The following is a 21,156-nucleotide window of genomic DNA, read 5'->3' on the forward strand; positions in this document are numbered from 1 at the left end:
GTCATGAGCGAGAACACGACCAACCCGCGCGTGTACCTCACCGAAACCATGACAGAGGCCGAAGCCGGCGTGCTGCGAAAGTGGCTTGCCGACAAGGCAACCTCATCCGAAGCTCGGCCGGTCACCGTGAACATCACCGACAAGACCCTGGCAGAACTGGCGGCTCGGACCGACGACCCGATGCTCGCACCGCTTCGCGTGGTGTGGATTCCGGACACCCATACCAAACACAACGTCGCGGTGCGACTGCGTGATGCGCTGGCACCACGCGATCCCCTCCACCCCGGACGCGGTGCGCAACGCAGAACCCTGCGCACCGACCCTTCACGGTGCCAGGTCATCGAAGGTGAGCCAGCACCACTGAGCGATCTCGAGCGTCGCCTCGAAAAGAGCGGTGGCGGTTCACTACCCGAGTTCATCCGACGGCAGGCCGCCCTCGCACTCGAGCGCGCCGAATTGGGCCTTCTGGGTGGCCAGTACAAGGTGTCGCGGTTCGTCGTCGACGAGATCACCGACACCCGCCGGTTCACCACCGAGGTGATGGCTTTGGCCGACCGGTTGAACATCGCCGTCGCCGAAGTCGACCGCCGCGCCCGTGAAGCTCTCGAAGAAATGGTTGCCACCCAGAGTCGCCAGGCCATCGCGGTGTGGGATCGCCTGGGCCGCTACTTCGCTCGCGCCTACAAGCTGGACGTGGACACGAGCCGCTTCGAGGAACTCCGTGAGCTGAACAAGGAACACTCACTGGTCTTCCTCCCCAGTCACCGTTCGTACCTCGATCCCCTCGTCCTGCGTCCGGCATTGATCGCGAACGGCTTGCCGCTCAATCACGTCATGGGCGGCCTCAACATCAGCTTCTGGCCCATGGGCTCGATCCTCAAGCGCAGCGGCACCGTCTTCATTCGTCGAAGCATCGGCAACGACGAGGTCTACAAGTGGTCGATGCACGAGTACATGCGCTACCTGCTCACCAAACGCTTCAATCTGGAGTGGTACATCGAAGGTGGACGCGGGCGTACCGGGAAACTACGCCCACCGCGCTTCGGTCTCCTGACCTACCTGACCAAGGCCTTTCAGGTCAGCGGCGCATCCGACGTGTACCTCGTCCCCGTCGCGCTGAGCTACGACCAGCTCTACGAGGTCGGGGCAATGGCTGCCGAGGCACTCGGCGCCGAGAAGACACCGGAAGGCCTGCGCTGGATGGTGGGTTACGTACGCGCACAGGGAAAACGCAACGGCGTCGCGCACGTGACCATCGGCCGGCCGCTCTCACTCGCGGACGCACTCAGCCAGGAAACCGATCAGCGCCTCGCCATTCAAAAGGCCGGCATCGAGGTGTGTCACCGCATCAACGAGGTCACACCGGTGACCGTGTCTTCACTGGCGATGTTGGCGTTCCTCGGAATCGAAGACCGGGCGTTGACAGTTCGTGAACTCACCGCGATTCTCACGCCGCTGTTCGGATACATCACCGCGCGAAATCTTCCGATCGCCGGCGACGTCGAACTGTCCGATCCGCGTGTCATCGAGAAGGCCCTGCAGACACACGTAGATTCCGGTGTGCTCGAGCGCTTCGATCGCGGCGGCGAGCAGGTCTTCTACCTCGGCAAGGACCAGCATCTTGTTGCTGCCTTCTACCGCAACAACACAATTCACTTTCTCGTCGTGCGCGCCATCACCGAACTCGTGCTCCAGGCAGCCGTCGAAGAGCGGTTCGAGGATCCCGTCGGAGACGGTTGGGCCGAGGCCAAGCGCATCCGCGACCTGATGAAGTTCGAGTTCTTCTTCAGCGACCGCGACACGTTCGAGCAGGAGATGCGAACCGAGCTGACCCTGATCGATCCCGAGTGGGAAACCGTCATGGCCGCCGACAAACGAACCGAGCACATGATCGAGACGGTGCGGCCGTACCTCGCGCACCGAGTGCTGCAACCGTTCCTCGAGGCGTACCAGGTTGTCGCCGATCAGCTTGTGCTCGCGCCGATTTCGACGTCGTTCGACGAAAAGTCCTTCATCAGCAACTGCATCGACGTCGCACATCAGCGTCGCCTGCGGCAGCAGATCGCCAGCAACGAATCGGTCTCCGGTGAGTTGTTCGCCACTGCACTGAATTTGGCGCGCAACCGCAACTTGATCGAAGTCGACGACGACGGAGTCCGGGCCAGGCGCCTGGCGTTTGCCGCGGAGATCAAGGTCCAGGTCGAACGTCTGCGCCATATCCGAGCACTCGCGCATGCACGGCTCGATCAGGTGGCAATGCCCGTGCCCGACGCCGCAGCAGTAGTGACCATTCCAGAAGCAAACCGAGCGCCCGCCGAGAACGAGGAAGTAGGACTGTGACCGGACTCGAGCGTCTGCACTCCGCCATCGAAGCCGCGCCTCCCGGGCCCGGAACGATCGCCGCCTTCGACCTCGACGGCACGTTGATCAGCGGGTACTCGGCCAGCGTTGTGTACCGAGACCGCCTGCGACGCTTGGATATCAGCGTCGGCGAATTGTTGCGCACCACCGGCGCCGCGATCGACACCCAGTTCCGTGGCGCTGATGTCGGAGCGCTGATGGACATCGGCGTTCGCGCCCTGGGCGGCCGTACCGTCGAGGAACTCAACGACTGGGGCCGACGGTTGTTCAAGCAGGAGATCGCCGCGATGATCTACCCGGAAGCCCGTGGGCTACTGGCGGCGCACCGACGAGCCGGCCACACGATCGTGATGGCCACGTCGGCGACTCCGTTCCAGGCCAAGTACGTCGCCGAAGATCTCGACATCGAAGACGTGCTGTGCACCGAGCCCGAAGTCGTCGACGGCATGCTCACCGGCGAACTGTCCTCGCCCGCTCTGTGGGGGCCGGCCAAGGCCAATGCCCTTGCGGGCTATGCCGAGAAGATGGGCGTCGACTTGAAGAACGCGTTTGCGTACTCCAACGGTGTCGAAGACGTCTTCATGCTCGAGGCCGTCGGGCGACCTGTCGCGTTGAATCCCGATCGTGGTCTGGCCAAGATCGCGTTGCGCAATCACTGGCCTTCGGTCAGCCTGCGTAAACCGCAACGAGGCGCAACGCCGATCTCGACGATCCGAACGGCAACCGCCATGGGCGCGCTTGCTGCCACCGCCGCCCTCGGCGCGTCGGCGGGCATCGTCACCGGCAACCGTCAACTGGGTGCGAACCTGGTCGGCACCTACGGCCCCGACATCTCGCTCTCACTGCTCGGCATCGACGTCGAGATCGACGGCGAGCACAACGTGTGGGATCACCGCCCGGCGGTGTTCATGTTCAACCATCAGAGTTCCCTGGACATGTTGGTCCTGGGAACCGTGATCAAGCGTGACGTGACCGGAGTCGCGAAGAAGGAAGCGGCAAGCGATCCGCGGTTCATGCCTGTCGGCGCACTGCTCGACGTCGCCTACATCGACCGCACCGACACCACAAAAGCGAAGGCTGCGCTGCAACCGGCAGTCGACAAGCTCAAGAATGGTGTCTCGATAGTCATAGCTCCGGAGGGCACCCGTTCTCCGACGCCACGCCTGGGCCCTTTCAAGAAGGGCGGATTTCACTTGGCGATCCAAGCCGGTGTGCCGATCGTGCCCGTGGTGATTCACAATGCGGGTGAACGGATGTGGCGCAATTCGCTTGTCGCCCATCCAGGCCCGGTCTACGTCTCGGTGCTCGATCCCATCTCGACCGAAGGCTGGGAGACCAAAGACCTCGACGCACACGTCGAGAAGGTACGCGCGCAGTTCGAAGCTGCGCTACTTGCCGGCCACCGCTGAGCGTGCCAGGTGCTCGCGTGCAAACGCGAGCGCCTGCGCCAGCATCGACGACCGCTCCCGCCGGGTGCGCGCGTTCTGCGTGTTGATCTCGATGACAGCCTGGCCGCTGAATTCGCTCGCAGCCAATTGCTGACACAACTCCGCGCACGGCTGTGAGCCATGCCCCGGAATCAGGTGCTCGTCCATCGACGCCCCGCGACCGTCGGCCAGGTGCAGGTGCTCGAGCCCCTTGCCCATACGGGAGGCCAACTCCAGGGCATCCATGCCCGCCGTCGCGGTGTGCGACAGGTCGAGTGTGTAGTGAGCGTGATCGGAATCGGTCGGGTCGTACGACGGACTGAACGCGGACAACGCTGCCCCCGGACCGCCACGTTTACGCAGACGCTCCGCGGATTTGTCCTTGCCGCCGAAGAAGCTGTCGGCGCGCATGGGGAACATGTTCTCCACCGCCACCACGACGCTGCTCTTCGATTCGAGATCGACAACCTGTTCCGCGAAGCCTTCGGCGTACTTGCGCTGCCACCGGAACGGCGGGTGGACGACCACCGTCGTCGCTCCCAAGGTTTCGGCAGTGCGTACCGAACGCTCGAGCTTCTCGACCGGATCGGAACCCCACACGCGCTGCGAAATCAGCAGACACGGCGCATGCACGGCCTGCACCGGAATCGCATACTTGCGAACGAGGGCAGCCACAGCACCGATGTCCTGACTCACGGATTCGGCCCACACCATCAGTTCGACACCGTCGTATCCGAGATCAGCGGCGTAGCGAAATGCTGCTTCCGTGTTCTCCGGATATACCGAGGCCGTCGACAAGCCGACGGCTATCGGCCGACGAACCATGCGCTGCGATCCCCCGATCATCGTCCGATCAACCCGAGGTCAACAAGAACGCCAGTGGACCGAGCGTCACGATCATGCCGACGACCACCGCGATCACGAAACTCGTGATGTCGTCCGTCTTGCGCAGAACCCGCACGACGGCCACCAAGCCGACGATCACGATCAGCGCGAGCACCAACGCCACCCACGGCAGCATGTCCCACAGCTTCTCGAAGCCCTTGAACATCGCGCCGCCGACGATCAGTGCAACAACCACCTGACCGGCAAGCACTGCCCATTCACGGATCGAGTTACGCTCGCCTGCCTCTTCCGCTGCCGGTTCGGCTTCGACATCGGACTCCGCGACGGCACTGGACTTTTTTGCACTGTCATCGACTGCCGGCGCCTTGACCAGATCGACCACGGCGGTCGATTCGGCCTCGCCGGCATCCGCGTCTGCGATCTTGTCGATCAGTTCGGTGCTCTCTTCCGGCGCGGCCGGAGCAGGAGCAGTCGGTGCAGGTGCCTTCACGACGGGAGTGGGGACACGCGGCGGCAGGATCGGCGGACGCAACGACGGCGACTGGGTTGCGGCGCGCTCCTGACGCATCAGGTCGCCCGCCAGGGTCTGACCCGACAGCAGTGCTGGTTCCTGCGTTACCTGCGTCGGTGACGAGGAGTTGAGCGGTGCCCGGCTCACCCACTGTCCGGGCGAGGACTTCGAGGTCTGTCCCGGCGAAGGCGTGGAAGTCGGTTTCGGAGTGGTGACCGGCGGTGTGGCAACCGGCTTCGACTCGGCCTTGGGTGCCTGCGGCTCGTCATCGTCATCGTCGTCGTCGAACGAGACGGCGAAGGCGGCGGTGCGGTCGGCGGGAACCTTCGGTGCCGGTTCGGCTGACTTGGCGGTTTCCGCGACAGCCTCGGCCGGCGCAGAAGGTGCAGCGTTTTCTGGCGCAGCTGCTTCAGGCTGGGCTGCTGGTTCGTCCGACTCTGGCTCGGCGGCCGCGCGCGATCCCGACTGGCGAACGATCGGGATCTCACCCGTCAGTTCGGCGACGGAGATGCCACCGGCTACGCCGCGCCGGCGTCGTCCACCTCGGGATTCGACGCTCTGACCGTTCCGCTTGAGCAGTTCCGCTACGGAAATCTGCTGACTGTCCTCGGTCATCAAGCACTCACCACCAATTCACCGCCCATTTCTGTGTCGAGCTTTCGCAGAATCAGACCCTCACGCAGTGCCCAGGGACAAATTTCCAGTTCGTCCACTCCGAGCGCCCGCATGGTTGCCTCTGCGATGAGCGCGCCGGCCACAATCTGCTGTGACCGATCCGAGCTCACTCCTTCCAATTCTGCACGGTCCGCTGCCGTCATCCTGGATATGAAGGCTATGAGTTGCCTGAGTCCGCTGGAAGTCAGGGTCCGTTTTGCCCGGGGGCCTGCGGCAGAAGGGGCCGCGCCGGTGAGCCGAGCCAACGATCGGAAGGTCTTCGAGGTCCCGACCGTGCGGTCCCAGTCGCCGGCGGCGCGCAGTTCCTTGGCTGGTCCGACCAACTCCGCGTCCAGCCAGTCGCGCAATACAGCGACCCGGCGCTTGCCCGGCGGATCGGCCTGTAGCCAGTCGCGCGTCAACCGTCCCGCACCGAGTTGCAGTGAGAAGGCGACGTCCGGATCCTCGTCACCGCCTGCGGTGAGTTCGAGCGAGCCGCCGCCGATGTCCAGGTTCAGGATGCGTCCGGCGCTCCAGCCGTACCAGCGGCGCACGGCAAGAAAGGTCAGGCGGGCTTCGTCGACCCCGGAGAGAACCTCGAGATTGACTCCGGTCTCGGCGCGGACGCGGGCGAGCACAGCTTCGGAATTGTTGGCGTCACGGACGGCGGAAGTGGCAAAAGCCATCATTTCCTCGCATCCGGACGTCTTGGCGATACCGGCGAATTCGGAGACCGTCGACACCAAGCGATCGGCCCCTGACGTGGTGATATCGCCGCGGTCGTCAGTGTTTTCTGCCAGCCTCAACGTGGACTTGGTCGAGCTCATGGGTGTTGGGTGGCCGCCCCGATGGGCGTCCACAACCAATAGATGGACGGTATTGCTTCCGACGTCGAGTACCCCTAGTCGCACATCGCCACGTTACTGGGTCTACCGTCGGCCCTTGTGACAGCAGGTAACCCAGACCGGTCCCACAAGATGACTCCGAGCCCCGAGGTCGATCTCGATTTCCCGCGCGAATGGGTCGAATTTGTCGATCCGGACAACTCCGAGCACCTCATTTCCGCTGATATGACGTGGTTGCTCTCGCATTGGACCTGCGTGTTCGGCACGCCGGCGTGTCAGGGCATCATCGGCGACCGCCCGGACGACGGCTGCTGCTCGCACGGCGCTTTCCTCTCCGATCAGGAGGATCAGGACAAGCTCGATGCGTCAGTGAAAATGCTCACAGCCGAAGACTGGCAGTTCATGGAAAAGGGTCTCGGCAAGAAGGGCTACGTCGAAGAAGACGACCTCGAGGACGAGCCCGCGCTGCGCACCCGCCGCTACAAAGGTGCATGCATCTTCCTCAACCGGCCGGGTTTTGCCGGCGGCGAGGGCTGCGCACTGCATTCCATGGCGCTCAAGAAGGGCATCGAGCCGCTCGAGGTGAAGCCGGACGTGTGCTGGCAGCTACCCATCCGCCGCACCCAGGACTGGGTCGACCGGCCGGACGGCGTTCAGATCCTCAAGACCACGATCACCGAGTACGACCGCCGCGGCTGGGGTGAGGGCGGCGACGACCTCGCCTGGTACTGCTCCGGCTCCCCCGACGCTCATGTCGGGGAGCGGCAGGTCTGGCAGTCCTACGGGCCGGAACTGACAGAGCTTCTCGGAAAGCGTGCGTACGACGAGCTGGCTCGCCTCTGCAGGCGTCGCGCCGGCCTCGGCCTCATAGCAGTCCATCCGGCGACCACGATCGCTCAGAACAAAGCTCAGGGCTGACTCCACGTAAACAAAAAGAATTCAGCCGCTCACACGATCGTGTGGGCGGCTGAATTCGTCTCGAGGTTCGATCACGCTTCGAGCTTGTAGCCCAATCCGCGGACCGTGACCAGGTGTTCCGGCTTGGCCGGATCCGATTCGATCTTCGAACGCAACCGCTTCACGTGTACGTCAAGGGTTTTGGTGTCACCGACGTAGTCGGCGCCCCAGACGCGGTCGATCAACTGTCCACGGGTCAGCACCCGGCCGGAGTTGCGGAGCAGGTACTCGAGGAGGTCGAACTCCTTGAGCGGCAACGTCACCGGGTTACCGGCGACCTGCACGACGTGACGCTCGACGTCCATCCGTACCGGTCCGGCCTCGAGCACCCCGTTGTCGGAGGCGAGATCCGCCTCGTTCTCCACCCCGCGACGCAGCACCGCACGGATGCGGGCGATCAGCTCGCGCGCCGAATACGGTTTGGTCACATAGTCGTCCGCGCCGAGTTCGAGGCCGACGACCTTGTCGATCTCACTGTCACGCGCCGTCACCATGATGACGGGAACGCCGGAGCGCGACCGCAGCGCCTTGCAGACGTCGGTGCCACTCATGCCGGGCAGCATGAGGTCGAGCAGGACGATGTCCGCTCCGGAGCGATCGAATTCCGCCAACGCCGACGGTCCGTCGTTGACGATGGTGGTCTCGAAGCCTTCCTTGCGGAGCAGGAACGCCAGCGGGTCCGCCAAGGACTCCTCGTCCTCCACGATCAGCACACTCGTCATCGTTTGGCCTCCATGCCGTTTTCTCTACTGCCTTGTTCTCGTCTGCCGATCCGCGTGGAACCGGCGGTTCCCGCGTCGTCAGAGTCGATGTCGTCGTCCGACTCCACGTGTGCCGGTATCTGCAACGTGAAGGTAGACCCTGTTCCCGGTTTGCTCCACAGTTCGATGGAGCCGTTGTGATTGGCCGCGACGTGTTTGACGATCGCCAGCCCCAGACCTGTTCCGCCGGTCTGCCGTGACCGCGCCTTGTCCACGCGGAAGAATCTCTCGAACACTCGCTCCTGGTCCGCTTTCGCGATGCCTTCTCCTCGGTCGGTGACTGCGATTGCGACGTTGTCGCCGCGTACCGACCGACTGACGGACACCGGAGAACCCTTGGGCGAGTATGCAATAGCGTTCTCGATGAGGTTGGACAATGCTGTGACGAGGAGAGTCTGATCCCCGAGTACTTCCAGCCCACTCGGATGGTCGGTGGTGACGGTGATCCCGGCGGCCTCGGCCGACAGATTCGACCTCGACAGTGCCTCGGACACCACGGTGTCGACGTCGACCACGTCGAGATCCGGCAGCTTCTCGGCGCCCTGGAGGCGCGAGAGTGCGATCAACTCGGTGACCATCTTGCCCAGACGAATCGACTCGCCCAGCACCCGTTCGCCGAAGTGCCGCACCGATTCCGGGTCGTCAGCAGATTCGAGCAGTGCCTCCGCGAGCAAACTCATCGCGCCGACCGGCGTCTTCAGTTCGTGGCTGACGTTCGCGACGAAATCGCGTCGCGTCGCCTCCATGCGGACCTGCTCGGAATCGTCGTCGGCGAACAGGACCACGAAATTGCGATCGTCCTTGCTGAGCAACCGGGCCGTGCCACGTACCGCGATCTTGTCGCGGCCGCGCTGAGCGGTCTGCGCCGTCAGATCGACCTCGACGGCTTGGCCCGTCCGCAGAACTTCCTGAGCAGCACGCCATGCCCTCTCGTCGACCAGACGATTCTTGACAAGGCCGAGTTCCTCGGCGCGAGGGTTGAAGAGCACGACGTCGTGGAAACCGTCGACGACGGCGATACCGCTTTCCGAAGCCAACACGATGAGGTCGAGAACCTGAGACATCGTGAGCCCGGTCTGTTCGTCCGAGCGCTGACTCTGGCGCGACGACAGCCTGGGTACCAGCACCCCGCCGACGAGGTAGCCGACCAAGCCGGCGACCACGACCAGCAGCACTGCAATCACGACACTCACGGCGCAATCGTACGTTCGCGCGAAGTGTCGGTTACGGCGGGTTCGGACGTTCCCGCCCGCGTAATCCGCCAGGTGGACGGCGTTGGTTCGTCGTTCATCTGTTGTTGGCCGAGGCCCCCCGAAAACACTGTTCGGGGGGCCTCGACGCACATCATCGGGTTGCTACTTTCCGCCCTGATTCGCCACCGCGGCGGCGCCGGCAGCTGCGGCCTCCGGATCCAGGTAGGTGCCGCCGGGATTGAGCGGCTTCAGGTTCTCGTCGAGGTCGTAACGCAGCGGGATTCCGGTCGGGATGTTCAGGCCCGCGATGTCCTCGTCCGAGATGCCGTCGAGGTGCTTGACCAATGCACGCAGCGAGTTGCCGTGTGCGGTGACCAGCACGTTCCGGCCGGCGAGCAGCTCCTGGGAGATGGTGTCCTCCCAGTACGGGATCAGACGCTTGACGACGTCGAGCAGGCACTCGGTCAAGGGAACCTCGTCGAGGTTCGCGTACCGAGGATCGGTGTCCTGGCTGTACTCGCTGCCGGCTTCGATGGCGGGCGGCGGGGTGTCGTAGCTACGACGCCAGAGCATGAACTGCTCGTTTCCGTACTCTTCCTTGGTCTGCGCCTTGTTCTTGCCCTGCAGAGCGCCGTAGTGGCGCTCGTTGAGACGCCAGTCGCGCACTACCGGGATCCAGTGGCGATCGGCGGCGTCGAGTGCGAGGTTGGCCGTGCTGATCGCGCGGCGCAGCAGAGACGTGTAGAGAACGTCGGGCAACAGGTTGTGCTCGGCGAGCAGTTCGCCGGCGCGCTTGCCCTCGGCCATGCCCTTGTCTGTCAGGTGTACGTCCACCCAGCCGGTGAACAGATTGAGTGCATTCCATTCGCTCTCGCCGTGGCGGAGCAGGACCAGGGTTCCGATACTCATGGCGTTCATCCTGGCACGAGTACCGGAACCCTTCTTGATCAACCCTGTCCGGAAATCAGCTCGGGGCAACTTCCGCAGTTCGCAGATCCTTGCGGAGGATCTTTCCGGCCGCGGATTTCGGCACGGTGCTGATGAATGAAACCTGGCGGACCTTCTTGTGCGGCGAGACGCGCTCGGCGACGAAGGTGATCACGTCGGCTTCGGTCAACTCGGCGCCGTCCTGGAGCACGACGAATGCCTTCGGGACCTCTTCGCCCTCGGCGTCGAGCACACCGATCACTGCGGCGTCGGCGATCTGCGGATGGGTCAGCAGCAAGGCCTCGAGTTCCGCCGGGGGAACCTGGTAGCCCTTGTACTTGATCAGTTCCTTGAGGCGGTCGACGATCTTGACGACGCCGTCGCCGTCGACGGTCGCGATGTCACCGGTGTGCAGGTAACCGTCGTCGTCGAGGGTGTCCTTGGTGGCCTGGTCGTTGCCGAGGTAGCCGAGCATGATGTTCGGGCCCTTGCACCACAGTTCGCCGGGCTCGCTGACGCCGTCCGAGCCGAGAGCCGGGTACGCGACCTCTTCGCCCGTTCCGGGGTCGACGAGCTTGCATTCCATGTTGGCGATGGTCGGACCGCAGGTGTCGAGCGCGATGTCGTCGCGGTCGAACGGAATCGCGTGCGAGACCGGGCTCATCTCGGACATGCCGTAGCCCTGGCGGACGTGGCAGTTCAACCGGTCGGCGACGGCCTTGCCGAGCGCCGCGTCGAGCGGGGCCGCACCGGAGAAGATGGTGTGCACGCTCGAGAGGTCGTACTGATCGACGAGCGGATGCTTGGCCAGCGCGACGGCAACGGGCGGTGCGACGAAGATGTACGTCGACTTCTGCTCGGCGACGATCCGCAGGAACTCGACGAGATCGAACTTCGGCATCGTGATGAGGCTCGCGCGGCGATAGAGCGCAGCGTTGAGCAGGACAGTCATGCCGTAGATGTGGAAGAACGGCAGGACCGCGAGAATCTTGTCGTCGGTCTCGATGCCCATCCGCGGAATGATCTGGCAGACGTTGGCCACGAGGTTCCGATGGGTGAGCATGACCCCCTTGGGTCGGCCGGTGGTGCCCGAGGAGTACGGCAGCACCGCGAGTTGGGTGGCCGGATCGAAGGAGACCTCGGGCGCCGCTGCACCCTCGCCGAGCAGATCACGCAGCGAGAGGTGGCCTTCGGCCCCGTCGAGTACGAACACGTTCTCGGCCGGGATACCGACCAGGTCAGCAGCGGCCTTTGCCTGCGGCAGGAGCGGCGAGACGGTGAAGAGGAACTTGGCCTTGGAATCGGTGAGCTGCTTGGCGATGTCCTCGGCGGTGTAGAGCGCGTTGATCGTGGTCGCGACGCCACCGGCACGAAGGATGCCGTGGAAGACGGAACCGAAGGCCGGGACGTTGGGCGAATGCAGCCCGACCACGTCGCCGACGCTGAGTCCGCGCGCTGCGAGAGCGCCTGCAACGCCGTTGATCTGTGCGATCAGCGAAGCGTATGTGGTGACTGCGCCCGAACTGCCCTCGACGAATGCCGTCTTGTCGAGGTCTGCGGGGTCGGTGTTTCCGAACAGGAAGTCGTAGACGCTGAGGTTGGGGATTTCAACGTCGGGGAACGGACTCTTGAAGCTCACTGTGCTCCTCGAAAAGTTGCGCGGCGGGGTGGTGTGACCAACTTACTGTGACTCACGGGAACAGTATTATTCCGTGACGACAGTCACAAGTAAAGGTCACTTTACGTGACACATCCGCGATGTGTCTCACCCCGCTCGATCAGCTCTGCGCGGGCTCCTCCTCGATGAGGTGCTTGAACGGTTCGAGATTCGCCAGCGACTCGCCTCGCGACACCCGCCACGCCCACTCACGCTTGATGGACGAGGAGAAGCCGAGTTCGAGGATGACGTTGAAATCGCCGTCGGCGGCTTCGAGAACCTGACCGAGCACTCGGTCGAGTTCATCGCCGGTCACGGCATGCTCCGCGATCTTGCCGACCAGGTAGATGTCCCCGACCTTGTCGAGTGTGTACGCCACCCCGTACAGACGGCGGTTGCGCTTGAGCAGGAACTTGTAGACGCCTTCGAAGTTCTCGTCCACCTTGCGGCACACGAAGGCCTCGACCCGCACACCGTGATTGCCAACGGTGAGCAGAGTCGACGTCTTGAGTTTGTGTTCACCGGGAAGTTCGACGATGAAATGCGCGTCGTCTTTTCTGGTGAAGTCGAGTTCACGCTCGGTGAGGGCCTGCTCGATGGTGTCCGAAATGCTGCTCATGTACGCACTCCCCCGGTCCGGCGCAGACGCCACAGACCCCGCGCACGGCGGGGCGAGAAGTCGCTGGGACCGGTTCCGTTGTTGTAGTTGACTGCGGCTTTGCGATAGCTCTCGAGCAAACCGTCCGCGGTGTGTTCCCACGAGAAATTTTCGGCGTGACGCGGTGCCTGCGCGGCGAGTTCGGCCAAGCGCGTCGGTGCTGTCACCAAAGATTCGAGGGCGCCGGCCCAGTCTTCGGTGCGGTGTCCTTGAACCAGCAGGCCTGTCTCCCCGTTGCGTACGGCTACTCCCAGTCCGCCGACGTCGGCGGCGATCACGGGAGTTCCGCAGGCTTGAGCTTCGATGGCGACCAATCCGAAGGACTCCGAATAGCTCGGCACCGCAACCAGATCCGAGGCACGGTAGACATCGGCGAGACGCTCAGGAGCCTGCGGCGGCAAGAACGTCACCTGCGCTGTGATGCCGAGTGAGCGTGCCAGTTCGATCAGCACGTCCGGCCGCGCGAGGCCAGTTCCGGACGGCCCGCCGACGACGAGGATGCGCAACGGCAACTCGGGGCGACGGCTGATCACTTCGGCGGCAGCACGCAGCAGAACGTCCGGCGCTTTCAGAGGTTGGATCCGGCCGACGAAAGTCACGACGACCTCGCCCGGGTCCAACCCCAACGACGCGCGGGCGGAATCGCGATCGCCCGGTCGGTAGCGGGTGAGATCGGCGCCGGGAGCCACGACGTCGATACGCGTGGGATCTGCGCCGTACAACTCGTGCAGCGCCTTGGCTTCGTCGGTGGTGTTGGCGACCAGGCGATCGGACTCGGCGACTACTTGCTGCTCGCCGATCTGACGTGCTGCCGGCTCCGGGGTGTCTCCCTCGGCAAGCGAAAGATTCTTCACCGCCGCGAGGGTGTGGGCGGTGTGTACGAGGGGCACGCCCCAGCGGTCGCGGGCCAGCCAGCCGACCTGACCGGACAACCAGTAGTGCGAGTGAATCAGGCTGTAGTACCCGGGCTCGTGGCGCGCTTCCTCCCGCAGAACTCCTGCGACGAAGGCACACAGTTGAGTCGGCAGATCCGCCTTGTCCAGCCCTTCGAAGGGACCAGCAGCAATGTTCCGAACCCGCACTCCGGGAGCGGCGTCCACCACGGGTGCGTCGGCCGAGGACGTCGCGCGGGTGAATATCTCCACCTCGACGCCACGTTTGGCGAGCTGAATGGCGGATTGCAGAACGTAGACGTTCATCCCACCCGCGTCACCGGTGCCGGGTTGTGCCAATGGCGAGGTGTGGACCGAGAGAACGGCCACCCGGCGAGGGCGCGAAATGTGCATGGGCGTCACGACTCCATACTGCCCCCTCACCGGGCGCGAACTCTAACCGAGGCTCGAGATGAAGGTTCGCACTTCGGACACGAATCGTGTCGGATCCTCCACGAACGGGCCGTGATTGCAGCCTTCCCAGTACGACGCCTGGGACTTGGGAATCAGTTCCTCGGCGTGCTTACCTGCGCTCACGTCGACGACGGAGTCGTCGGTTCCGTGCAGAACGAGGACCGGGATGTCCAGGTTGCGAAGCAACTCGTCGTGACCGACAGCACGGTTGAACAGTGCTGCGCGCACCCGCGGACGCGTCGAGAGGCTGTACCCGAACAAGGCCTGCGACGCTGCACCCTTGCCCTCGGGTGGGCCGGTGAGAGCATTGCCGAAAGCGCCGAGTGCACGGATCGCCTCGCGGGGATCTTCGGACATCGCGCCGGGAACTGCGCTACGCATCGCCGAGCCGACCTTGCCACCTTTTTCGCCGCGCCCGATGCTGGTGATCGCCCCGACCAGAACCGCGCCCGCCACCGCGCCGGTGCCGTGCGCTGCCAGGTAATCGCAGATCACCAGACCGCCGTACGACCAGCCGAGCAGGATCGCGTTCTCGGTGACGCCTTCGGCCGCAAGAACAGCCGCGACGTCGCCGGCCCAGTTCGCGGAATCGTCGTATCCGGATTCGGGCGCATCTGAGTAACCGTGGCCGCGCAGATCGACGGCGATCAGCCGATAGTCCGCGGCCAGGTCCGCGAGGACCTGCTCGCCCCAGCACTGCGAGGACTGAGCCCAGCCGTGCAGCAACACCAGCGGGGTCCCCGCCGAATTTCCGGTTACTCGATAGACGATGGACGTGCCGTCGACGCTGACGGCTTCACGAATAGACATGCCGTCACGATAGAGGCTGCGACTGCGGCGCCGACGGCGAGCATGTAGGCCGACGGGACGCCGTAGCGATCGATCAGCTGTCCGGCCAGCGCAGACCCGAGCGCCACGCCGACGCCGAGGCCGGTAACCGTCAGGGTCATTCCCTCGGTGAGCTTTTCCGGTGGGACGATCTGTTCGACCAGGGCTGTCGCGATGATGAGCGTCGGTGCGATGGTCGCGCCCGCCAGCACGTAGGCACCCGCAAGTGCGGCCACGTTTCCGACCAACAGAAGCGGGACGCTGAGAACGGCGACCGCCGAGGACGCGATCATCAACTGCCCGCGCAGCGATCGCGCCGGGTGCATCGACCCGAAGATCAGTCCCGCGATTCCCGAACCGCCGGCGAACAGCGCGAGGACCAGCGTCGCCGACCCCGGCGAATTCTGTTCCTTGGTGAACGCGATGGCGCCGACGTCGATGACGCCGAAGATCGTTCCGAGCATCACCATGATCACGATGACGATCCACATCACGTGGTTACCGAGAACCGATCGTCCGCGGCCGGGTCGACGCGGATGCACCTTCGGTTCGGTTCCGCGCTGTATGACCAGCAGCAGGGTTCCGGTGACCAGCAGGATCAACCCTGCCAGTGGTCCAGCCTCGGGGAAGAGCCCGATGCTCAGACCTACCGATATGACCGGGCCCGCCACGAAGCAGAGCTCGTCCACCACCGATTCGAAGGCGAAGGCGGTGCGCAGCTGAGGTTTTCCGACATAGATCGCCACCCACCTGGCGCGAATCATCGCGCCGATCGTCGGAGTGGCGCCGCCGGGGACGACCAGAACGAACAGCAGCCAGTCGGGAGCTTCCATCCGGACTGCGAGCAGGAGCGCCCCGATCGCGGTGACGCTCACGGCTGCGGCAATCGGCAGGACCGCTCGCTGTCCGAAGCGGTCGACCGCACGCGAGACCGCGGGCGCGATGATCGCCGACGAGAGCGCAAAAACCGCGGCGAGCGCGCCGGCGAGCGCGTAGTCACCACGAAGTTGCGAGATCATCGTCACGATTCCGATACCGATCATGGCGATCGGCAGCCTTGCGACAAATCCGGCGGCCGAGAAGGCGACCGATCCGGGGGCGGCAAAGATCTCGCGGTAGGCGCTCAGCAGGCCTTTGTTGGTGGATTCGCTCATGTCAGCTTCTCGTGCACTGAACAAGGTTCACAGAGCCGAGGCCGACTCGACAAATCGTTTTCACTGTGCGCTCGGGTTGACCTGTCGGTAACTTGCCTTACGATTGCGCGAATGAGTGTCCTGGTGTGTTTCCACGCCCATCCCGATGACGAAGTTTTCACTACGGGCGGCGTGATGAGAATGGCCGCCGACGCAGGTCACCGCGTCGTAGTCGTCACCGCTACCGACGGTGCTCTCGGTGAATTCCCCGACGGACTGTTGGACGAATACGAGACGTTGGCTCAGCGCCGCAGCCGTGAGCTCGAGGCGTCCACCGACGCGTTGGGTGCCAGTCGCGTCGTGTCTCTGCACTACCCGGATTCGGGGATGGTGGGTACGCCCGAGAACGAGAATCCGGAAGCGTTCTGCAACGTCGACGTCGAGAAGGCCGCCGAGCGTCTGGCCGAGGTTCTTCGTGAAGAGAACGCCGATGTCCTGACCATCTACGACCCCAACGGCGGATACGGCCACCCGGATCACATCCAGGTCCACCACGTCGGCGTTCGTGCTGCAGAACTCGCGGGCACGCCGTTCGTCTACGAGGCGTCCACCAACCGCGATCACATGAAGATGCTGATGCAGGCCAACCCCGAGTGGACCGAGGAGGCGCAGCCGCCGGACATCGAATCGTTCGGGCTTCCGGCTGACCAACTCACCACCGCGGTCGACGTCAGTTCGGTGATCTCGTCCAAGCGCGCGGCCATGTACGCGCACGCAACGCAGGTCGGCGATTTCGGCCCGTTCCTCGAAATGCCGACGGAGCAGCTCGCCGCGGCATTCGGCACCGAGTGGTTCCGTCGTCGCAACGCGCCGGAAGGGCTGTCGGAAACCGCCCTGCCCCTGTGAGTCACCGCCCTCGATAAACCGAAGTCCCGACGGAGGTTTCGGCGGCTCGTTAACATCGGTAGGCATGGACCTCGAACAACTTGTCGCGAGCATGCCTTTTGCAGTTCACACCGGAATTCAGTTGGACAGCGCGGCACCCGAACAGGTTGTCGGCCATCTGGATTGGGACAGCCACCGCACCACCGCCGGCAACGGAATGCACGGCGGCGCCTTGATGACGCTGGCAGACAGCGTCGGCGCCGTCTGTGCATTCCTCAATCTGCCGCCCGGCGCAAGTACGTCCACCACCAGTTCGTCGACCGTCTTCACTCGCGGCGTGCGCAAGGGCACGGTCACCGCCACCGCCCGGCCACTGCACGCGGGGCGCAGCACCGTCGCGGTGGTGACCGAGATCCGCGACGACGAGGGCCGCCTCGTCGCTCAGGTCACCGCATCACAGGCAGTACTGGGATCGTGAAGCTTCCCGCGTACCGCGCCTCGGGTGCCACCCTGCCGTACGGCAATCTGCTTGCCTCCCATGACGTTGCGATGGAGGGTTACTTCTGGCGATTCACGATGCCAGACAGCGGACGGGTGGTGATCGCGCTCGCCGGAATCAACAAGGCCGACGGCGGCAGCTGGTCGACGCTCGGTCTCGCGGCACACCCAGGCGGATTCCTCCGCACTGCTGAGCATCCGAATGGATCGGCCGATCCCCGTATCCTGGGGGCCTACGCCGACAACGCTTTCCGCGGCAATGCCGATCGACTCCAGGTCGATTTCGGCGACAGTCATCTCGACGTACGCATCAGCAATCAGCGATTCTGGCCGCACCGCCGCTTCGGGGGGTCGAGTTACTTCCAATCAGTTCCCGCACTCAATCAGTACTGGCATCCGTGGCTGCTCGGCGGCCGGGTCGAGGGAAGCGCCGTCATCGACGGACAGAGCTGGGATCTCACCGGAGCGCAGGTGTACGGCGAGAAGAACTGGGGAAAGGGAGGATTCCCGGAATCCTGGTGGTGGGGACAGGCACAGGGGTTCACCGATCCTCGAGCCTGCGTGGCGTTTGCCGGCGGACAGGTCAGCGCCGGACCTCTGCGCACCGAAGTCACCGCCGTCGTTGCCGCGCTACCGGACGGAACGGTGTTGCGGCTGGGTAATCCTCTGACGTCACAGGTGGAGACGACGGTGTCCGACGATCGCTGGACGCTTCGGGGTTACAGCCGGAAGTGGAGCGTCGACATCGACGGGACCGCACCCATCGCCGACGCACACATACTTCCTGTTCCGATACCTGCCGAGCGTCGAAACGTGCCAGGAGCGCTCGAGCATCTCGGTGGAACGATGTCGGTCATCGTCCGGCGACGCGGCACCATCGTCTGGAAGGACAGGTCGAGGTTGGCTGCTCTCGAGCACGGCGGATTGGATCGGGCGCAGGCCGAACTCACTCGGCGGGAACAGCTCTCGCAAGATCGATGAGAGCAGAGGCCGCCGGATTCTTGCCGCCCGACGAACGCCAGACCAATTCCAGCCGAGATCGTGCTTCCGGTTCGAGATCGATCCGATGCAACTCCCCCACTGTCGACTCCGGAAGCACGGCCATTCCCAGCCCCTGCGCTGCCAATGAAACGATGATGCCGAGGTTGCTTGCCTCGAGCGCAACCGTCGGCTTGGTGCCGGCTGCGGCGCACGCGAAGTCCAGACACGTTCTGATGCCGGTTCCCTCCGGCAGACAGATGACCGATTGCGTCGCGAGTTCGGCAAACGGCAGAGACGACACCTCGGCCAGCGGATGATCCGCCGCCACTCCGGCCACCAGTCGTTCGTCGGTGATCACCCTCGATTCGAGCCCTTCCGGCAGCTTGCCCGCCACCCCGATGACGGCTATGTCGAAGGTTCCGTCCGACACTCCGGCAAGCAGACTGCGCGAATCGTCCTCGGCCAGCGAAATGTCCAGTCCGGGGTGTTTGTTGTGCAACCGACTGAGCAGATCTGTGAGGTCGGCGGAAGCGCAGGCGGTAACCATCCCGACCGAAACGGAACCCCGAACCAGTCCGTTCAAGGCATCGACAGCGTCGCGGGTGCTCTGAACGGAAGCGAGTGCAGCGTAGGCGTGCGGGAGGACAGCTCGCCCGGCGTCGGTCAGACAAACGGTTCGACCACTACGATCGAGCAATTCCTGCCCCAACTCACGTTCCAGCCGTTTGACCTGCGCACTCACACCCGGTTGGGCTACGTGAAGCCGCTCGGCGGCGCGAGTGAAGTTGGCTTCCTCCACTACCGTGACAAAGTATTCGAGCTGCCGAAGTTCCATAACTGCTGATTCTAGCTGCGAGACAAACTAGATCTTGGACTTATCGCCGGAGTACTAGAACGATGGAAGCATGACAACAACAGATGACGTTCAGAAGGCCGGAACCCCGGAAGACATCGCGAAGCTTTTCGTGCAGTTCGCCAACGCTGGTGACGCAGACGCCGTCGCCGCACTTTACGAGGAGGATGCGGTGATGGCCTTCCCTCCCGGATCCCTCACCGTGGGCCGCCAAGCCATCCGCGAGGTGATCTCTCAGATGCTAGCAGCTGCACCGAGATTCACCGTCGAGGAATCTCTACCGACGGTGATCAGCGGCGACCTGGCCATGACCTCGACCAAACCTTCCGACGGAACCGGCGGGCGCACGCAGGTCGCGCGCCGCCAGCCCGACGGATCATGGTTGCGAGTCTTGGATCGACCGGAACTCTGACTGCCCTCTTCGCAGTCAGACGGCCGACGCGCGGCGCATAGCCGCAGCGGGATCAGCAAACAGTGAGCTCAGTGACACGACCGTGGAAGCGTATTCCTGAACCCGATTGCCGAAACCGGTAATTCGAATGTCCTTACGCTCCAAGGAGGATGCCGTCGAGAAAGCCTCGGCGACATGGGGCACCCCGGCCGGATAGTCGGTGAATGCCTGACCACCCAGAATCACACGATCCGGGTTGAACAGGTCACGCAGCATCGCCACTGTCCGGCCGAGGACGCGTGCTCGATCAACCAGAAGCTCGTGTGCCGGAATGGAACCCGACGACGCGGCCCGGTAGACGTCCGCGATCGTGACACGCTCGCTGCCCTGGATCACGGCGCCCGAAGACAAAGCCTGCGCGACTACGGCGCGGTCACTGATCGTCGCTTCAAGGCAACCCACGGCTCCGCAGGTGCACCGTGCGGACGAACCGGTGGGGAGGTGCGCGATCGAACCGGGTCCGCTGGACGGCGTGTGCACTCGCCCTTCGAAAGTGATTGCGATGCCGGCAGTTTCACGAGCGTAGAAGTACAGGCCGGTAGTGCCCGGCGTCGGGGCTTCGGCACGGTCGGTGCTGAGCAGTAGTTCCGACGCGGCCATCGCCTCGACGTGGGCGGCTACCGATACAGGGAGATCCAAGCCGGCTCCGATGATGGACCCGACCTTGGCGCCCTTCCATCCCAGACGCGGGTGATCGACGACTCCGGTCGCTGAATCGACGCGACCGCCGATGGCCACGCCGACGGCGAGCGGACGACGCTTGTGCCACCGCGAGGCAAAGGATTTGGCCGAGCGCGCAATGGTGGCAAGCGCGACAGCAGAATTGGTGGCAGGCGTCGGAATCTCGACGGCGCCGAGCACCTTTCCACGAATGTCGCTGGCGATGATGCTGGTGACGACGGCACCGATGTGGATGCCGACTGTCAGATAAGGCTCGTGGTTGACCTCGAACGGAACTCGCGGACGCCCGATTGCTCCGGAGGCCGTCAGGTCCGCGCGTTCGCGCAGGATCCCGAGGTCCAGCAGGCTCGTGACCTGCCGGTTCACGGTGGCGATGCTCAGCCCTGATGCCTTTGCCGCAGTGTCACGTGAGAGCGGCCCACGGGATCGAGCAATGCGCAACACAGTCGCGGACGGACCGTCGGCGATGCGTAGTTCGGGCGCAACTATCTGGGTACGGGTCCGGGTTCCCGAGAGCGCGGTTCGCGATCGGATGTTCGGAATGGCGGAGATTGTGGGTGTCGACATGGCTGTCCCTTGCAGAAGGAGGAGAAGGCGCATATCTCTGTCGACCGAGAAATCAGCGTTTCCACTGGTCACACGAAGAAATAGACAGAAAAGGCGCAGAAATTAGCTGCAGAAAGAACGGCGGCGACAACACAGC

General features: G+C 64.1%; 20 protein-coding genes. 7 read left to right on the forward strand and 13 right to left on the reverse strand.

Going from position 1 to position 21,156, the window contains the following annotated elements:
* The first annotated feature begins 3 nt into the window (after window positions 1-3).
* Entirely contained in the window at window positions 4-2,340 is a 2,337-nt protein-coding gene (locus tag H7C86_RS15085; RefSeq protein ID WP_020906768.1) for a glycerol-3-phosphate 1-O-acyltransferase, read from the forward strand.
* Window positions 2,337-3,770: an HAD-IB family hydrolase gene (locus tag H7C86_RS15090; RefSeq protein ID WP_182261771.1), complete on the forward strand. Its 1,434-nt coding sequence runs from the start codon at window positions 2,337-2,339 to the stop codon at window positions 3,768-3,770. Before H7C86_RS15085 ends, H7C86_RS15090 begins: the two co-directional genes overlap by 4 nt.
* On the opposite strand, the gene H7C86_RS15095 is transcribed toward H7C86_RS15090, so the two are convergent.
* Genes H7C86_RS15095 through H7C86_RS15105 form a run of 3 tightly spaced genes read right to left on the reverse strand, consistent with a single transcriptional unit; the run spans window position 3,750 to window position 6,710 of the window.
* Entirely contained in the window at window positions 3,750-4,634 is an 885-nt protein-coding gene (locus tag H7C86_RS15095) for a sugar phosphate isomerase/epimerase (RefSeq protein WP_019744388.1), read from the reverse strand. The genes H7C86_RS15090 and H7C86_RS15095 overlap by 21 nt on opposite strands.
* 7 nt (window positions 4,635-4,641) lie before the next feature.
* Window positions 4,642-5,760, reverse strand: a complete 1,119-nt coding sequence (locus H7C86_RS15100; RefSeq protein ID WP_020906766.1) for a hypothetical protein — start codon at window positions 5,758-5,760, stop codon at window positions 4,642-4,644.
* Window positions 5,760-6,710 (reverse strand): Ppx/GppA phosphatase family protein, encoded by a 951-nt coding sequence (locus H7C86_RS15105; RefSeq protein WP_003941975.1) that lies wholly within the window; start codon window positions 6,708-6,710, stop codon window positions 5,760-5,762. Before H7C86_RS15105 ends, H7C86_RS15100 begins: the two co-directional genes overlap by 1 nt.
* Window positions 6,711-6,776: 66 nt before the next feature.
* Between H7C86_RS15105 and H7C86_RS15110 the strand changes: the two genes are divergently transcribed.
* Window positions 6,777-7,562 carry a hypothetical protein gene (locus tag H7C86_RS15110; protein ID WP_003941928.1) on the forward strand — a complete coding sequence of 262 codons (786 nt, stop codon included), beginning with the start codon at window positions 6,777-6,779 and terminating at the stop codon, window positions 7,560-7,562.
* A gap of 71 nt (window positions 7,563-7,633) precedes the next feature.
* Here the strand turns inward: H7C86_RS15110 and H7C86_RS15115 are convergent, their stop codons facing one another.
* From H7C86_RS15115 to H7C86_RS15150, 8 genes are all read right to left on the reverse strand, one after another.
* A complete protein-coding gene (locus H7C86_RS15115) occupies window positions 7,634-8,323 on the reverse strand; it encodes a response regulator transcription factor (RefSeq protein WP_003942020.1) in 690 nt (229 codons plus the stop codon).
* Window positions 8,320-9,555 (reverse strand): cell wall metabolism sensor histidine kinase WalK, encoded by a 1,236-nt coding sequence (locus H7C86_RS15120; protein WP_019744391.1) that lies wholly within the window; start codon window positions 9,553-9,555, stop codon window positions 8,320-8,322. The genes H7C86_RS15115 and H7C86_RS15120 overlap by 4 nt, the downstream gene beginning before the upstream one ends.
* A 162-nt stretch (window positions 9,556-9,717) precedes the next feature.
* Complete coding sequence (locus H7C86_RS15125) at window positions 9,718-10,473, reverse strand: phosphoglyceromutase (RefSeq protein ID WP_003941992.1); 756 nt, start codon at window positions 10,471-10,473, stop codon at window positions 9,718-9,720.
* Window positions 10,474-10,519: 46 nt separating this feature from the next.
* Window positions 10,520-12,121, reverse strand: a complete 1,602-nt coding sequence (locus tag H7C86_RS15130; protein ID WP_058227473.1) for an AMP-binding protein — start codon at window positions 12,119-12,121, stop codon at window positions 10,520-10,522.
* A gap of 139 nt (window positions 12,122-12,260) precedes the next feature.
* On the reverse strand, window positions 12,261-12,758 hold the full coding sequence (locus H7C86_RS15135; protein WP_047268888.1) for a YbjN domain-containing protein: 498 nt from the start codon (window positions 12,756-12,758) through the stop codon (window positions 12,261-12,263).
* A complete protein-coding gene (mshA, locus tag H7C86_RS15140; protein ID WP_003941843.1) occupies window positions 12,755-14,083 on the reverse strand; it encodes a D-inositol-3-phosphate glycosyltransferase in 1,329 nt (442 codons plus the stop codon). Before mshA ends, H7C86_RS15135 begins: the two co-directional genes overlap by 4 nt.
* Before the next feature lie 42 nt (window positions 14,084-14,125).
* On the reverse strand, window positions 14,126-14,953 hold the full coding sequence (locus H7C86_RS15145; protein WP_042452989.1) for an alpha/beta fold hydrolase: 828 nt from the start codon (window positions 14,951-14,953) through the stop codon (window positions 14,126-14,128).
* Complete coding sequence (locus H7C86_RS15150) at window positions 14,899-16,125, reverse strand: MFS transporter (RefSeq protein ID WP_003942019.1); 1,227 nt, start codon at window positions 16,123-16,125, stop codon at window positions 14,899-14,901. Before H7C86_RS15150 ends, H7C86_RS15145 begins: the two co-directional genes overlap by 55 nt.
* 111 nt (window positions 16,126-16,236) lie before the next feature.
* Between H7C86_RS15150 and H7C86_RS15155 the strand changes: the two genes are divergently transcribed.
* From H7C86_RS15155 to H7C86_RS15165, 3 genes are all read left to right on the forward strand, one after another.
* Window positions 16,237-17,010, forward strand: a complete 774-nt coding sequence (locus H7C86_RS15155; protein ID WP_003942001.1) for a PIG-L family deacetylase — start codon at window positions 16,237-16,239, stop codon at window positions 17,008-17,010.
* A 64-nt stretch (window positions 17,011-17,074) separates the two neighbouring features.
* Window positions 17,075-17,467 (forward strand): PaaI family thioesterase, encoded by a 393-nt coding sequence (locus H7C86_RS15160; RefSeq protein ID WP_058227471.1) that lies wholly within the window; start codon window positions 17,075-17,077, stop codon window positions 17,465-17,467.
* Complete coding sequence (locus H7C86_RS15165) at window positions 17,464-18,468, forward strand: tocopherol cyclase family protein (RefSeq protein ID WP_007735336.1); 1,005 nt, start codon at window positions 17,464-17,466, stop codon at window positions 18,466-18,468. Before H7C86_RS15160 ends, H7C86_RS15165 begins: the two co-directional genes overlap by 4 nt.
* Here the strand turns inward: H7C86_RS15165 and H7C86_RS15170 are convergent.
* Window positions 18,434-19,303 carry a LysR family transcriptional regulator gene (locus H7C86_RS15170; protein WP_065352117.1) on the reverse strand — a complete coding sequence of 290 codons (870 nt, stop codon included), beginning with the start codon at window positions 19,301-19,303 and terminating at the stop codon, window positions 18,434-18,436. The two genes, H7C86_RS15165 and H7C86_RS15170, sit on opposite strands and share 35 nt — an antisense overlap.
* Before the next feature lie 70 nt (window positions 19,304-19,373).
* Between H7C86_RS15170 and H7C86_RS15175 the strand changes: the two genes are divergently transcribed.
* On the forward strand, window positions 19,374-19,733 hold the full coding sequence (locus H7C86_RS15175) for a nuclear transport factor 2 family protein (protein ID WP_054187841.1): 360 nt from the start codon (window positions 19,374-19,376) through the stop codon (window positions 19,731-19,733).
* A gap of 15 nt (window positions 19,734-19,748) precedes the next feature.
* On the opposite strand, the gene H7C86_RS15180 is transcribed toward H7C86_RS15175, so the two are convergent.
* Entirely contained in the window at window positions 19,749-21,020 is a 1,272-nt protein-coding gene (locus tag H7C86_RS15180) for an ROK family transcriptional regulator (RefSeq protein ID WP_074447122.1), read from the reverse strand.
* Window positions 21,021-21,156: the final 136 nt, after the last annotated feature.

The organism is Rhodococcus sp. UFZ-B548, assembly GCF_903819475.1.
In the GTDB taxonomy this organism is placed as follows: Bacteria; Actinomycetota; Actinomycetes; order Mycobacteriales; family Mycobacteriaceae; genus Rhodococcus_F; species Rhodococcus_F erythropolis.